Source organism: Pseudomonas sp. PDM19 (assembly GCF_014852215.1).
In the GTDB taxonomy this organism is placed as follows: Bacteria; Pseudomonadota; Gammaproteobacteria; order Pseudomonadales; family Pseudomonadaceae; genus Pseudomonas.
This window is the reverse complement of the sequence record NZ_JACVBG010000002.1, coordinates 506,061-520,502: the sequence shown is the minus strand read 5'-3', so window position 1 is coordinate 520,502 and position 14,442 is coordinate 506,061. Positions and strand designations below refer to the sequence as shown.

General features: G+C 65.2%; 9 protein-coding genes and 2 pseudogenes. 4 read left to right on the top strand and 7 right to left on the bottom strand.

The annotated features are described in order from the left end of the window. Positions 1–55 precede the first annotated feature (55 nt). The gene (locus IB273_RS10640; RefSeq protein ID WP_081515848.1) at positions 56–1,099 is read left to right on the top strand and encodes an acyltransferase family protein; all 1,044 of its coding nucleotides are present in this window, start codon (positions 56–58) and stop codon (positions 1,097–1,099) included. Here IB273_RS10640 and IB273_RS10635 read toward each other — a convergent pair. Next, on the bottom strand, positions 1,081–2,145 hold the full coding sequence (locus IB273_RS10635) for a GGDEF domain-containing protein (RefSeq protein WP_192224033.1): 1,065 nt from the start codon (positions 2,143–2,145) through the stop codon (positions 1,081–1,083). The genes IB273_RS10640 and IB273_RS10635 overlap by 19 nt on opposite strands. 175 nt (positions 2,146–2,320) lie before the next feature. Here IB273_RS10635 and IB273_RS10630 point away from each other — a divergent pair, with 175 nt between their 5' ends. Beyond that, positions 2,321–2,740 carry a 3-isopropylmalate dehydratase gene (locus tag IB273_RS10630; protein ID WP_081515852.1) on the top strand — a complete coding sequence of 140 codons (420 nt, stop codon included), beginning with the start codon at positions 2,321–2,323 and terminating at the stop codon, positions 2,738–2,740. Positions 2,741–2,759: 19 nt separating this feature from the next. Here IB273_RS10630 and IB273_RS10625 read toward each other — a convergent pair whose 3' ends face one another. Further along, positions 2,760–3,197 carry an HIT family protein gene (locus IB273_RS10625; RefSeq protein WP_192224032.1) on the bottom strand — a complete coding sequence of 146 codons (438 nt, stop codon included), beginning with the start codon at positions 3,195–3,197 and terminating at the stop codon, positions 2,760–2,762. A gap of 153 nt (positions 3,198–3,350) precedes the next feature. On the opposite strand from IB273_RS10625, the gene IB273_RS10620 reads away from it, so the two are divergent. Continuing rightward, a complete protein-coding gene (locus tag IB273_RS10620) occupies positions 3,351–4,055 on the top strand; it encodes a glutathione S-transferase N-terminal domain-containing protein (protein WP_192224031.1) in 705 nt (234 codons plus the stop codon). A 76-nt stretch (positions 4,056–4,131) separates the two neighbouring features. Here the strand turns inward: IB273_RS10620 and hrpA are convergent, their stop codons facing one another. The 4 genes and pseudogenes from hrpA to fadD1 form a co-directional block, all read right to left on the bottom strand. Beyond that, complete coding sequence (hrpA, locus tag IB273_RS10615; protein ID WP_192224030.1) at positions 4,132–8,151, bottom strand: ATP-dependent RNA helicase HrpA; 4,020 nt, start codon at positions 8,149–8,151, stop codon at positions 4,132–4,134. 163 nt (positions 8,152–8,314) lie between these two features. Next, positions 8,315–8,914 (bottom strand): annotated as a pseudogene (locus IB273_RS31930) (methyl-accepting chemotaxis protein); the annotation flags it as partial. A gap of 258 nt (positions 8,915–9,172) precedes the next feature. Then, positions 9,173–10,045: pseudogene (locus tag IB273_RS31925) on the bottom strand (cache domain-containing protein); the annotation flags it as partial. 39 nt (positions 10,046–10,084) lie between these two features. Continuing rightward, positions 10,085–11,770, bottom strand: a complete 1,686-nt coding sequence (gene fadD1, locus IB273_RS10605) for a long-chain-fatty-acid--CoA ligase FadD1 (protein ID WP_081515857.1) — start codon at positions 11,768–11,770, stop codon at positions 10,085–10,087. A gap of 444 nt (positions 11,771–12,214) precedes the next feature. Between fadD1 and IB273_RS10600 the strand changes: the two genes are divergently transcribed. Further along, a complete protein-coding gene (locus IB273_RS10600; RefSeq protein WP_192224029.1) occupies positions 12,215–12,451 on the top strand; it encodes a YdcH family protein in 237 nt (78 codons plus the stop codon). 75 nt (positions 12,452–12,526) lie between these two features. Here IB273_RS10600 and fadD2 read toward each other — a convergent pair whose 3' ends face one another. Continuing rightward, entirely contained in the window at positions 12,527–14,215 is a 1,689-nt protein-coding gene (fadD2, locus tag IB273_RS10595) for a long-chain-fatty-acid--CoA ligase FadD2 (protein ID WP_081515859.1), read from the bottom strand. Positions 14,216–14,442 lie beyond the last annotated feature (227 nt).

The following is a 14,442-nucleotide window of genomic DNA, read 5'->3' as shown; positions in this document are numbered from 1 at the left end:
GGCGCGCAAAGTCGCGCCCCTTTCTTTTATCCACCGACGGAGGACTCGCCCACCCATGCTGGTTTCGCTTCAGGCACTGCGGGCACTGGCCGCCTGGCTGGTGGTGTTCCATCACTTCATGCAAGTGTTCTTCGACTTCCGCGCCGACAGCCTCGGCGGCAAGCTCCTCTCCACCCGCGGCCAGGTCGGGGTGGACATCTTCTTCGTCCTCAGCGGCTTCGTGATCCACCTCTCCAGCGCCGGCCGGCCGATGTCGCCAGTGACCTTCCTGGTCCAGCGCCTGGCCCGTGTCGCCCCGGCCTACTGGCTGTACACGGCGATCACCGCCCTGATCATCTATGCCTTCGCCGACGTGATGCCGATCTACGGCGTCGGCGGCAAATCGCTGCTGCTCTCGCTGCTGTTCATCCCCAGCGAAAACCCGGGTGGTTTCGGCCTGTACCCGGTGCTGCCGGTGGGCTGGACGCTGAATTTCGAGATGCTTTTCTACGGCCTGTTCGCCCTCTCCTTCCTGGTCGCCGAGCGCTGGCGCCCCTGGCTGGTGACGGCGCTGGTGCTGCTGGTGGCGCAGGTGCTGGCGCGCGAACCCTGGCTCAGCAACTTCTACCGCAATCCGATCATCTTCGAGTTTCTCCTCGGCCTGGGCCTGGCGGCGCTGTACCGGCGCGGCTGGCTGAACCTGCCCCGGCCGCTGGCCCTGCTGATGGCTGCCGTGGCGGTGACGACCATCGCGGCGTTCCCCGCCGATCATCCCTGGCGCCTGCTGACCTGGGGCCTGCCTGCCGCCACGCTGCTGGCCGCGTGTGTGGCACTGGAGCCGCTGTTCGAGCGCAGCAAAGTGCTGCATGCGCTGGGCGACTGGTCCTATTCGGTGTACCTGCTGCACGTGATCGTGCTCTGGCTGGCCGCCTACTGGCTGCATGAGCGGCTGGGCCTGACGCCCTATCAGACGCTGAGCGTCGCCGTACCGGCGATCCTGCTGCTGTCCTGGCTGAGCTACGAATGGGTGGAACGGAAGATGGCGCGCCAGGTGCGCACGGCCTATGCGCGCCTCACCGAGCCGCTGGCGGCGAAGCGGACTCAGGCCGGGTCGCTGTAGACCAGCCGATTGCGCCCCTCGGCCTTGCCGCGATACAGGCGGCGGTCGGTGCAGCGGTAGAGTTCATCGGCATCCAGACCGTCGCCCGGCCACTCGGCGAGGCCGAAGGTGGCGGAAATCTCGATGCGCTCCCCGTGGTACATCAGCGGCGCCTCGTCGATGTCGCGGCGCAGGGATTCCACCAGCGGCTTGGCGTCGAAGCGATCGGTGAAGGGCAGCAGCAGGCCGAACTCCTCACCGCCCAGCCGGCCGATCAGGTCGGTGGCGCGCAGGCGGTGGCGCAGGCGGTTGCACAAGTGCTGCAAGGCCTTGTCGCCGGCATCGTGGCCCCACTGGTCGTTGATGTTCTTGAAGTGATCGACATCCAGCACCACCAGCACCAGCCGCGTCTCATAGCGGGCCGCCTCCTGGATGCAACGCCTCAGCGCACGCTGGAAGCTCTCGCGGCTGGCCACGCCGGTCAGCGCATCGGTCAGCGCCAGGTGCCGCAGTTGCTTGTAGGCGGCAGCGCGGCGCTCTTCATAGACGTGCATGAAGGCAATCACCAGCACGCCACAGAAGATGCCGTTGCCGATGTCGATCAGCCCCGGTGCATCCAGACGCAGGTGGTTCGCATGCAGGTACATCAGCGTGGCGATCAGCATGAACGGCACGGCGAGCAGGAAGCCACGCCACTTGCCCAGCAGCAGGTAGGCCATCACCGGCATCAGGTAGACCCAGACGAAAGCCGACGCCGAGGCGTTGGGCATGACGATGATGTAGAGGATGAAACAGAAGGTCGGCAGCAGGTAGGCGATGATCCATGGCACCAGCCGACGCACACGCTGCAGCCGGTGCGCCGCCCACAGCAGCAGCCCGCAGGTAGCGAGTTCGGCGCCCGCCAGCCAGAGATTGCCGGCGAGGTACTGCAGGATCGAGAACAACCCCAGGGTCGCCCCGGTGCAACCGAAGATCAGCCGCATCAGCAGGCGATGGTCTGCCTCTTCCAGCCCGGTAGGTCCGGCACTGGAGTCGAACAGATGGTCGGGATCGCTGTTGCGGTGCATCAGCCCTGCTCCTTGGCTCGACCGCCCGGCGGATCGGCCTGAATGGCGGCAATCGGGCACTCCAGCCCGAATCACATTTGCTGAAGACTACTCCAATTTCCTACGGTGCGTAGCCCAGCCGACGGAAACCGGTCGGATGGGCTAGCCTAGGCTGCATTGTCCATGGAGGAAGTCTATGCGTTCGATCCTTGCCGTCCTGTCCCTGCTCGCGCTTTCCGGCTGTGCTTCGTACCAGAGCGATGAAGTCCAACCCGTCCCCACCGACCGCCTGCTGGCCTACCAGCAACCGGGCAAGGACAGCGTCAAGGTCGATGTCACCCGCGACGTGGGCTACATCGGCGGCGGCTGCTTCGTCGCCCTCACCATCGACCATGAAATCGCCGCGCGCATCGGCAAGGGTGAGTCGGCCAGCTTCCACGTGCCGGTGGGCAAGCACGTGGTCGGCATCATCGGCGACAAGGACGGCGACGGCCTTTGCAGCAAGGCCATGCTGCGCCGTGAACTGCTGGTGCCGCTCGAACCGGGCGGCAACAACGCCTTCCGCATCGTCAGCGACAACCGCACCGGTTTCGACATCAAGCCGGCGGTCGAGTAACCGCCGGCACAGGTGCGCCTCAGCCGTTCAGGCGGGCAACGAGGCGCGCCTGCAGCTTCTCCAGCTCCGCCGCATCGGCCTTGTTCGCCGCGTGGATCCCCAGGCCCTCGCCGGCATAGCGGGGGACGATGTGCACGTGGATGTGGAACACCGTCTGCCCGGCCGGCGCGCCGTTGAACTGGGCGACCTGCACGCCATCGGGGTTGAGCTCTTCGACGATCACACCGGTCAGGCGCTGCACCACGCGCATTACCTTGGCCAGCGCATCGGGGTCGACTTCGAGGATGTTGCGCGCCGGAGAATTCTTCGGAATCACCAGGGCGTGGCCGTAGGACTGCGGGAACAGATCGAGGAAGGCAAGCACGTCGTCGTCCTCGTACAGCTTGAAGCAGGGAGCCTCGCCGCGAATGATCTGGGCGAAGATGTTCTGCGGATCGTAAGTGCCTTGCAGGCTCATGCTGGGTTCCTTGTCTGGTGACCGCATCGGGGCCGGTTGCTTGTCTATGGGCCCGCACCATACCGGTTTGTCGCGCGCGGGTCATGACCGTGGCCACGCAGAGGGCTATCCTGAGGGCCGACTCAAGATCCCGCTCACCTGACCGGAGTATGCATGTCAGACCTTTCCGCGTTCCCCATCACCCGCAAATGGCCCGCCGAACACCCTGACCGCCTGCAGCTGTACTCGCTGCCCACGCCCAACGGCGTGAAGGTATCGATCATGCTGGAAGAGCTTGGCCTGCCCTACGAGCCGCACCTGGTCAGCTTCGAGCGCAACGACCAGATGTCCCCGGAATTTCTCTCGCTGAACCCGAACAACAAGATCCCGGCGATCCTCGACCCCAACGGCCCGGACGGAAAACCCCTGGCGCTGTTCGAGTCCGGCGCGATCCTGGTCTACCTCGCCGACAAGACCGACTCGCTGATCGCCCCCGGCGCCAGCGGCCGCTATGAAACCCTGCAATGGCTGATGTTCCAGATGGGCGGGATCGGCCCGATGTTCGGCCAGATCGGCTTCTTCAACAAATTCGCCGGCAAGGACTACGAGGACAAGCGCCCGCTGCAGCGCTACGTGGACGAGTCCAAGCGCCTGCTGAGCGTGCTCGACCGCCACCTCGAAGGCCGCGACTGGATCATGGGCGAACGCTACACCATCGCCGACATCGCCACGTTCCCGTGGATTCGCAACCTGGTCGGCTTCTATGAAGCAGGCGACCTGGTGGGCTTCGACCACTTCCAGAACGTGAAGCGTGTGCTGGAGAAATTCCTCGCACGGCCGGCGGTGCAGCGCGGGCTGAACATCCCCAAGCGCGACTGACCTCGGAGTATTTCCTGTAGGAGCACACCATGCGCGCGAATCGCGGGCATGGCCCGCTCCTACAGGCGACTGCAGCTCAAGCCTCGACCTGGCTCCACTGCTTCGACAGGCGCTTGTCCGACACCGGCACCTTCGTCCCCAGTTGCTGGGCGAACAGCGAGACGCGGTATTCCTCCAGCATCCAGCGGTACATCACCAGTTCCGGGTCGCGCTTGCCTTCCTGGGCATGCTTGGCCACGCGCGCCGAGTACTGCTCCCAGTAACCGGCCATCTCGCCACTCCACACGCGGTCGCGCTGGACCTGACCGGCGACCTTGTCCAGACGTTGCTCGATCGCTTTCAGGTAGCGCGGGTATTCCTTCAGCCATTCCAACGGCGTGTCGCGGACGAAGCCGGGGTAGACCAGCTTGGCCAGCTGGCCCTTCACATCGTTCAGCGGCACCGTCATGGCGAGGTCGACCTTGCCCTTGAAGCGCTTCTGCAGACCGTGCCAGAGCTTGAGGATTTCCAGGGTCAAGCGGGCGATGCGCTCGGCGTGCTCGGTCCAGGCGCCTCGCTTCTTCTCGGCCAGCGACGCAAGCCCGGCGCCATCGCGCGGCAGGTTGCTTTCGCCGTCGAGAATGGCGCTGTCCAGGCTGGCCAGCAGGATGTCTTCCACCAGTGACTCGACGCGGCCCAGCTCGCGGTAGAGCAGGCCCATGTCGGTCTGCCCCGGCAGCTTGCTGCGCAGGAACTTGGCCGGCTCCGCGAGCTGTTGCAGGAGCAGGCGCTGCAGGGCGCGGCGGTGCTGGTAGTCAGCCTCGGCCTGGGTCGGGAAACGGTTTTCCTTCACCACGCCGGCCTCTTCCACCAGCGCCGGGTAGACCGTCATCGACAGCCCGGCGACCTTCTGCTGGAGCTTCTCCGCGACTTCGCCAAAGCCCTTGGCCTCCACCGGCTTCTGCGGCTTGTCCGCCTGCGGGATCGCCAGCGCAGCCTGGCTGGCCTCGGCGAAGCGCGCGGTGAGTTCAACGAGGTCGCGGCCTTCGCCGAGGAACTTGCCACGGGCGTCGACCACTTCGATGTTCATCCGCAGGTGGCTTTCCACCTGGGTCTCGGCCTCCGCCCAGGCTTCTTCCGGTACGCGGCTGCCGGTCATGCGCTGCAGCTCGCGGCCCAGGGATTCGGACAACCCGCCCTCGGCGAAGACCATCTTGCCCAGCGCGGCGCGGACGAAGTCCGGCACCGGCACGAAGTTCTTGCGGATCGCCTTCGGCAGGCTGCGCACCAGCTCGATGCACTTGGCCTCCAGCAGCCCCGGCACCAGCCATTCCAGGCGCTCGGCGGGCAGCTGCGGCAGCAGCGGCGCCGGCACGCGCACGGTCACACCGTCACGCACGTGGCCGGGCTCGAAGTGATAGGTGAGCGGCAGCTGCAGGTCGCCCAGGCGCAGGCGGTCCGGGTAGAGGCCGGCGGTGACTTCGCTGGCGTCACGGGCGAGGACGTCCTCCTCGCGCATGATCAGCAGGTCCGGCTGCTGCTTGTGCTCGCGCTCGTACCACTTCTCGAAGCTGGCGGACTGGTAGATGTCCGCCGGCAAGCGCTCGTCGTAGTAGGCGAACAGGGTTTCCTCGTCGGCCAGGATGTCGCGCCGGCGCGCCTTGGCTTCCAGCTCGTCGAGCTTCTCCAGCAACTGGCGGTTGGCTGCCAGGCACTTGGCGCGGCTGTTGATCTCGCCACGCACCAGCGCCTCGCGGATGAACATCTCGCGGGACACCGGCGCGTCGATCGGGCCGTAGTTCACCGGGCGACGGCCGATGATGATCAGGCCGTAGAGGGTGACCTGCTCGTAGGCCACCACCTGGCCACGGCGTTTTTCCCAGTGCGGCTCCAGGTAGTTTTTCTTCACCAGGTGCCCGGCCAGCGGCTCCAGCCAGTCCGGCTCGATCTTCGCGACCATGCGGGCAAACAGCTTGGTGGTCTCCACCAGCTCGGCGGCCATGATCCACTGCGGCTTCTTACGGCCGATCACGCTGGAGGGGTGAATCCAGAAACGCCTCTGGCGCGCGCCGAGGTAATCGCCCTCCTCCGCCTTCTGGCCTATCTGGCTGAGCAGGCCGGAGAGGATCGCCTTGTGCACGGCGGCGTAGTCGATGTCACGGGCCTTCGGCTCGTCCGCCTTGGCGACCGGCTGACGGCCACGGTTGTCGTGCTGCGTGGCCTGCGCGCGAGCGGGCTCGCTCTTGCGCTGGGCGCCTTCCGACTTGGAGCCGAAGGGCAGCTGCAGCTCACGGCAGATCAGCGTCAGCTGGCGGTGCGCATCACGCCACTCGCGAAGGCGCAGGTAATTCAGGAAGTTCTTCCGGCACCAGTTGCGCAGCGGGTTGGAGCCCAGCGCCTGGCGCTGCTCCTCGAAGCCGCGCCAGAGGTTGATCAGCGCCGCGAAGTCCGAGTCCGGGTCCTTCCACTGCGCGTGGGCCTGGTCGGCGGCCTGCTGGCGGTCCATCGGCCGCTCGCGCGGGTCCTGCACGGACAGCGCGCTGGCCACGGTGAGCACTTCGGGCAGGCTGCCCAGTTGCGCCGCTTCCAGCAGCATGCGCCCCAGCCGTGGGTCGATGGGCAGGCGCGCCAGCTGGCGGCCCAGCGGCGTCAGCTGGCCCTCGCGGTTCACTGCCGAGAGTTCCTGCAGCAGGGTGAAGCCGTCGTTGATCGCCTTGCCATCCGGCGGCTCGATGAAGGGGAAGGCCTCGATGTCGCCCAGGCGCAGGTGGAGCATCTGCAGGATCACCGCCGCGAGGTTGGTGCGCAGGATTTCCGGATCGGTGAAGGCCGGGCGGCCGTTGAAGTCTTCCTCGCTGTACAGGCGCACGCAGATGCCCGGCTCGACCCGGCCGCAACGGCCCTTGCGCTGGTTGGCGCTGGCCTGCGAGACGGCTTCGATGGGCAGGCGCTGGACCTTGGCGCGGTAGCTGTAGCGGCTGATCCGCGCGGTGCCGCTGTCGATCACATAGCGGATGCCCGGTACCGTCAGCGAGGTTTCCGCGACGTTGGTGGCGAGCACGATCTTGCGCCCCGGCATGGGTGCGAAGATCTTCTGCTGCTCGGCCGGTGTCAGCCGCGCATAGAGCGGCAGCACTTCGGTGTGGCGCAGGTTGGCCTTGCGCAGCATGTCGGCGGCGTCGCGAATCTCGCGCTCACCGGGGAGGAACACCAGCACGTCGCCGGGGCGCTTGCCGATTTCGCGCTCGTGGGCGGCGATCTCGTCCAGCGCGCGGAGGATGCCCTGGTCCACGGAGAGGTCGTCGAACAGCGCTTCGCCGTCCTCGTCTACTTCCGCCGCCAGCGGGCGGTACCAGGTTTCCACCGGGTAGGTGCGCCCCGAGACCTCGACGATGGGCGCATCGCCAAAGTGTTTGGAGAAGCGTTCCAGGTCGATGGTCGCCGACGTGATGATCAGCTTCAGGTCCGGCCGGCGGTGCAGCAGGGTTTTCAGGAAGCCGAGCAGGAAGTCGATGTTCAGGCTGCGTTCGTGGGCTTCGTCGACGATGATCGTGTCGTAGCGCTCGAGGTAACGGTCATGCTGGGTCTCGGCCAGCAGGATGCCGTCGGTCATCAGCTTGATCAGCGTGCTGTCGTCGCTCTGGTCTTCGAAACGCACCTGGTAGCCAACCAGCGAACCCAACGGCGTGCCGATCTCCTCGGCAACGCGGGTCGCCACGCTGCGCGCGGCCAGCCGGCGCGGCTGGGTGTGGCCGATCAGGCCATGGGTGCCACGGCCCAGCTCCAGGCAGATCTTCGGCAGCTGGGTGGTCTTGCCCGAGCCGGTCTCGCCGGCGATCACCACCACCTGGCTCTTTTCCAGCGCGGCCTTGATCTCGTCGCGCTTGGCGGCGATGGGCAGGCTGTCGTCGTAGCGGATCTTCGGGATGCTCGCACGACGTGCCTCGGCCTTGGCGCAGGAGGCCTGGAAGCGCTCGGCCCACTGGGCGAGCTTGGCCTCGTCGGGGTGCTTGCGCAGTTCGTGGAGCTGCCGGCGCAGGCGATGGCGGTCGCGGATCATCGCGTGATCCATGCGCTGCAGGAGCTGTTCGGGGGTCGGCGTACTGTCTGTGGTCATCGGCTTCGCGGGCATCAGGCGGGAGCGGCGCGAGCAGGTGCGGAGCCGGTCCCTGGAATGGGCTGTCATGGCGACAATTCGGGAATTGTCGCAAAAGACCGGCACGGGCCGCCAATCCGATTGCTTGGCGACCCGGATTGACGGGGCATTGCGCCCCGCCGGATCAGATGCGGAACTGGCCTACCAGTTGGCGCAGGCGCTCGCCGAGGCCGTTCAGCTCGGTCGCGGTACGCGCGCCCTTGGCGGCGTCGTCCGCCACGCTGTCCACGCCGCCGGCGATCTGGTGCACGCTGCGGTTGATCTCCTCGGCCACCGCAGTCTGCTCCTCGGCGGCGCTGGCGATCTGCGCGTTCATCGAGTTGATGGTGCCGATCAGCTGGGCGATGGCGTCCAGCGACTGGCCGGCCTGGTTGGCCTGGCCACGGGTGCGCTCGGCCATGTCGCTGGCGCGCTGCATGGCACTCACCGAGCCTTCCGTGGTGCCGCGCAGGCGGTCGATCATCTGCTGGATTTCCCCGGTGCTCTGCTGGGTGCGGCTGGCCAGGGCGCGGACTTCGTCGGCGACCACGGCGAAACCACGTCCGGCCTCGCCGGCACGGGCGGCTTCGATGGCGGCGTTGAGCGCCAGCAGATTGGTCTGCTCGGCAATGGAACGGATCACTTCCAGCACGCCGACGATGCCCTGAACATCCTGGCGCAGGGTGTCGAGGGAGTCGCTGCTGCTGCGCACCTCGCCCGCCAGGTCGTTGATCTGCGCGACGCACAGGTCCACTTCTCGCTTGGCCGCCTGGCCTTCACGGTCGGTCTGCTGTGCCGCGTCGGCCGCCTGCTGCGCGCTGCGCGCCACTTCCTGGGCGGCGGCGGTCATCTCGTTGATGGCAGTGGCGACCTGGTCGGTCTCGTGGCGCTGGCCATCCATCGCGCGTTCGGAGCGCTGCGCCTGCTGGGCCACGTCGCCCACCAGCCCGGACAACTGCTGGGTGGTACCGGCGACCTGCTGGACCAGTACATGGATCTTCTCGACGAAACGGTTGAACGAGCCGGCCAGCTCGCCCAGCTCGTCATGGCGACCGAGGTTCAGGCGGTGAGTCAGGTTGCCGTCTCCGGCGGCCATGTCGTCGAGGTTGTCGCGCACCTGCACGATGGGCTGGACGATGGTGCGGCTGAACAGCCCGGCGAGCACGCCGATCACCACCAGCAGCGCCAGCGCTGCGCCGCCCATGAGCAGCAGCAGGTTGTCGATCTTGGCGTCGAAGGCGGCGCCGGCCTCCTTCACTTCACGCTCGACGTCGTCGAGGTTCAGCGAGGTGCCGAACACCAAATTCCACTTGGGCAGGAAGTGGGCATAGCCGATCTTCGGCACGATGGCGTTGCCGCCCGGCAGGGTAAAGCTGTAGCGCACGTAATGCTGGCCACTCTGGCCCGCCGCCACCAGCTCGCGGATGGCGTAGACGCCATTCGGATCGCGATAGGTGCTGAAGTCCTCGCCCAGGCGCTCGTCGCTGGTGCCCTGGAAGACGCGCACGGAGCGGGTGTCGTAGCCCCAGAAGTAGCCGCCCTTGCCGTACTCGAGACGCTTGAGAATCGCGATGCCCTGTTCGCGCGCCTGGGCATCACCCTGGGTGGCGGCCTGGTAGACAGGGCCGACGGCAGCCAGCGCCACGTCGACGAAGTTCTTCAACTGGGCTTCGCGGTCCTGGGTGAGGTTCTCGCGGATCTGCGCTTCCTGCTGGCTCGCCAGCTGCTTCAGGGCAACAGTGGAAATGGCGCACAACAGCAGGGTCAGGAGGAGGATCGGCACGATGGCCAGGAGCAGGACCTTGGCGCGCAAACGGAGGGCAGTGTTCAAGGCGTTCACCTCAGGCAGATAAGGGACATGGCTTCCTTGCCCCATCAAAAAACCCGCCTTGCGGCGGGTTTCTTGTATATCGGCTTAAGCCCTGATCTTCTTGAGCTCTTCGTCGCGCAATTCGCGGCGCAGGATCTTGCCGACGTTGGTGGTCGGCAGGCTGTCGCGGAACTCCACGGACTTGGGACGCTTGTAACCGGTGAGGTTGTCGTGCATGTGCTGCATGACTTGCTCCTTGGTCAGGGTGACGCCCGGCTTGGACACCACGAAGACCTTGATCGCCTCGCCGGACTTCTCGTCCGGGATGCCGATGGCGGCGCACTGCAGCACGCCCGGCAGGGTGGCGAGCACGTCTTCCAGCTCGTTGGGGTAAACGTTGAAGCCCGACACCAGGATCATGTCCTTCTTGCGGTCGACGATACGCATGTAGCCGTCTTCCTGGATGATCGCGATATCGCCGGTACGCAGCCAGCCGTCCTTGTCGAGGATCTCGTCGGTGGCTTCCTGGCGCTGCCAGTAGCCCTTCATCACCTGCGGGCCCTTGACGCACAGCTCGCCGCGCTCGCCCAGCGGCAGGTCCTGGCCGTCATCGCTGATGACCTTGCACTGGGTCGACGGAACCGGGATGCCGATGGTGCCGATCTGGATGTTCTGGAACGGGTTTACCGAGACCACCGGGCTGGTTTCGGTCATGCCGTAACCTTCGCAGATGGCGCAGCCGGTGACGTCCTTCCAGCGCTCGGCAGCGGCCTGTTGCAGGGCCATGCCGCCGGAGAGGGTCAGCTTCAGTGCGGAGAAGTCCAGCTTGCGGAAGCCTTCGTTGTTGCACAGGCCGACGAACAGGGTGTTCAGGCCGACGAAGCCGGTGAACTTCCACTGCGAGAGTTCCTTGACCATGCTGGCCAGGTCGCGCGGGTTGGTCACCAGGATGTTGTGGTTGCCGGTGAGCATCATCGCCATGCAATGGAAGGTGAAGGCGTAGATGTGGTACAGCGGCAGCGGGGTGATGAGGATCTCGCAACCTTCGTTGAGGTTGGCGCCCATCAGTGCCTTGCACTGCAGCATGTTGGCGACCAGGTTGCGGTGGGTCAGCATCGCGCCCTTGGCCACGCCGGTGGTGCCACCGGTGTACTGCAGCACGGCGACGTCGTCGTTGTGCGGCGAGACTTCCTTCACCGCCTTGCCACGGCCCTTGGCCAGGACATCGGTGAGTTTCTGCGCATTGGGGATGTTGTAGGCCGGAACCATCTTCTTGATGTTCCTGACCACGAAATTGACGATGAAGCGCTTGAGCGGCGGCAGCATGTCACCCACTTCGGTGACGATGACGTTGCGGATGCCGGTCTTGGGCAGCACTTCCTCGGCCAGGTGCGCCATGTTCGCCAGGCACACCAGCGCCTTGGCGCCGGAGTCGTTGAACTGGTGCTCCATTTCCCGCGCGGTGTACAGCGGGTTGGTGTTGACCACGACCAGGCCGGCGCGCATGGCGCCGAAGACCACGACCGGGTACTGGAGCACGTTGGGCAGCTGCACGGCGATGCGGTCGCCGGGCTTGAGATCGGTGTTCTGTTGCAGGTAGGCGGCGAAGTCCCCGGAGAGCTTGTACATCTCACCGTAGGTCAGGGTCTTGCCCAGGTTGCTGAAGGCAGGCTTGTCTGCAAAACGTTGGCAGGATTCTTTGAGTACCGCGAGGATGTTCGGGTACTGGTCAGCGTTGATCTCGGCAGCGATCCCCACTGGGTATTTGTCCTTCCAGAAATTGTCGGTCATGGAAGCCCACTCCTAAGCAACAGCTCATCTTTACCGCGTTCGCGGTTCTTTGTTGTGTTTATGTCGCTTTCCCCTGCTCGGGGAGCGAAAAGCGGGCCGAGATTAGCAGCTTTGAGAAACAGCGACCAGCACCAAACACAGCCTTGTCAGTAAGAAAAATGACCAGAGACAGGCTTTCCGGTCACCAACACTCCACTCGTCGGAAAAGCCCGTGCCAGAAGGCTCGCAGCCTTGTTGGATTGTCCGACAAAGTGGATTTCAGAGAAATGAAACCGGAAAAAAGAACGGAAAGTGCTCCTCGGACCGGTTGCCGCGACAGGGTATATCGTCGGAGTTCGATCAGGCGATTTCGCGCAGCGCCTCGCGGCGTCTTCAATGATCTGCCTCAACACTCTCCGGGGCGGGATCTCGCAAAGTGCTGGTGCACTCTCCTGGAGAACCCTCATGTTTCCCGAATACCGCGAAAAGATTACCCGCCTGAAAGCCGAAGACCCGCATTTCGCCAAGCTCTTCCATAGCCACAACGATCTCGACCAGGAGATCAAGAACATGGAAGCCGGCATCACCCCTGCCTCCCATGACACCATCGAGGCGCTGAAGAAGCAGAAGCTGCAGCTCAAGGACGATCTCTACGAGATCCTGCGCAAGAAGAACAGCTGCTGTGGCGGCTGCGGCGGTTGACCAGCCCAGGCTGACAACCGGCAATAAAAAAGGGGGCTGATCCAGGATCAGCCCCCTTTTTCATTCACGCTCGCTTCAGGCGGTTTCGCGCAGCTCGCGGCGCAGGATCTTGCCCACCGGGGTCATCGGCAGGGCGTCCTTGAGCACGATGTGCTTGGGCACCTTGTAGCCGGTGAAGTTTTCCTTGCAGTAGGCCTTGAGCTCCTCGACGGTCACACCGCCCTCGCGGGCCACCACGAACAGCTTCACCGCCTCGCCGGACTTCTCGTCCGGCACGCCGACGGCCGCGCAGTTGGCGACTTTCGGGTGGGCCATGACCACGTCCTCGATCTCGTTGGGATAGACGTTGAAGCCGGAGACGATGATCAGGTCCTTCTTGCGGTCGACGATGCGGGTGAAACCGTCCGGATCGATCACCGCGATGTCGCCGGTGCGCAGCCAGCCTTCGGCGTCCAGCACCTCGGCGGTGGCGTCCGGGCGCTGCCAGTAGCCTTTCATGACCTGCGGGCCCTTCACGCACAGCTCGCCGCGCTCGCCCAGACCGACGTCGTTGCCGTCGTCGTCGATGACTTTCAGCGCGGTGCCCGGCACCGGCAGGCCGACGGTGCCCAGGCGCGCGGCATCACCGTAGGGGTTGGTGCTGACCACCGGGGAAGTTTCGGTGAGGCCGTAGCCTTCCACCACGGTGCAGCCGGTGGTGGCTTTCCAGCGCTCGGCGGTAGCGGTGACCAGCGCGGTGCCGCCGGAGTTGGTGACCTTCAGGTTGGAGAAGTCCAGTTCCTTGAACTCCGGGCGATCCATCAGCGCGACGAACAGGGTGTTCAGGCCCAGCAGCGCGGAGAAGCGCCACTTCTTCAGCTCCTTGATGAAGCCGGGAATGTCGCGCGGGTTGCTGATCAGTACGTTGTGGTTGCCGTTGACCATCATGCACATGCAGTTCGCGGTGAAGGCATAGATGTGGTACAGCGGCAGCGGCGCGATCATCACCTCGTTGCCGACTTGCATCAGCGGCTTGCCGTCCGGGCCGTGCTGCTGCAGGCAGGCATGCACCTGCTGCATGTTCGCCACCAGGTTGCCGTGGGTGAGCATGGCGCCCTTGGCCACGCCGGTGGTGCCGCCGGTGTACTGCAGCACCGCGATGTCTTCCAGGCCGACCTTGACCGGCTGCAGGCCATGGCCGCGGCCCTGGCGCAGGGCGGCCTTGAAGGAGACGGCCTGGGGCAGGTTGTACTCCGGCACCATCTTCTTCACGTGCTTGACCACGGTGTTGACCAGCAGGCCCTTGAGCGCGGGCTGCAGGTCACCCATCTGCGCCTCGATCAGGTATTCGATGCCGGTATCGGGCAGCACTTCCTGCACCAGCTTGCCGAACAGGTTCACGTAGACCAGCGCACGGGCGCCGGAATCCTTGAACTGGTGGCGCATTTCGCGGGCGGTGTAGAGCGGGTTGGTGTTGACCACGATGAGGCCGGCGCGCAGGGCACCGAACACGGCGATGGGGTATTGCAGGATGTTCGGCATCTGCACGGCGATGCGGTCGCCGGGCTTGAGGTCGGTGTGCTTCTGCAGGTAGGCGCCGAAGGCGGCGGACAGGCGGTCCAGCTCGGCGTAGGTCAGGGTCACGCCCATGTTGCTGAAGGCCGGACGGTCGGCGAATTTCTTGCAGGAGCGCTCGAAGACTTCCACCACCGATTTGTAGGCGGTCAGGTCAATGTCGCTGGGCACGCCGGCCGGGCGTTTGTCGTTCCAGAAATCAGGTTGCATTTATTCTTGTCCTCATACCTGAGCGAAACCGAACCGTCATTGCGGTCATTCGACGGAAGCTAGCAGTTCCTTTGGTCATCGCAAAGACTCCAGGCGGCGTCATAGACTGCGTGAATCTTGCGCCACCATCCCTGCATGGCGCGGGATAGAGCCGACGGCCGCCTAGGACGGGACTTACACGACAATAGCCGGGTGCTGTCGGCAATCCATACAGAAGATGTCCCGGC

Excerpts from the sequence above, each read along its gene's own strand:
- IB273_RS10635 (WP_192224033.1), bottom strand. The coding sequence starts at position 2,145 with ATGCACCGCAACAGCGATCCCGACCATCTGTTCGACTCCAGTGCCGGA.
- IB273_RS10625 (WP_192224032.1), bottom strand. The coding sequence starts at position 3,197 with ATGAGCCTGCAAGGCACTTACGATCCGCAGAACATCTTCGCCCAGATC.
- IB273_RS10640 (WP_081515848.1), top strand. The coding sequence starts at position 56 with ATGCTGGTTTCGCTTCAGGCACTGCGGGCACTGGCCGCCTGGCTGGTG.
- IB273_RS10600 (WP_192224029.1), top strand. The coding sequence starts at position 12,215 with ATGTTTCCCGAATACCGCGAAAAGATTACCCGCCTGAAAGCCGAAGAC.
- hrpA (WP_192224030.1), bottom strand. The coding sequence starts at position 8,151 with ATGACCACAGACAGTACGCCGACCCCCGAACAGCTCCTGCAGCGCATG.
- IB273_RS10630 (WP_081515852.1), top strand. The coding sequence starts at position 2,321 with ATGCGTTCGATCCTTGCCGTCCTGTCCCTGCTCGCGCTTTCCGGCTGT.
- IB273_RS10620 (WP_192224031.1), top strand. The coding sequence starts at position 3,351 with ATGTCAGACCTTTCCGCGTTCCCCATCACCCGCAAATGGCCCGCCGAA.
- fadD1 (WP_081515857.1), bottom strand. The coding sequence starts at position 11,770 with ATGACCGACAATTTCTGGAAGGACAAATACCCAGTGGGGATCGCTGCC.
- fadD2 (WP_081515859.1), bottom strand. The coding sequence starts at position 14,215 with ATGCAACCTGATTTCTGGAACGACAAACGCCCGGCCGGCGTGCCCAGC.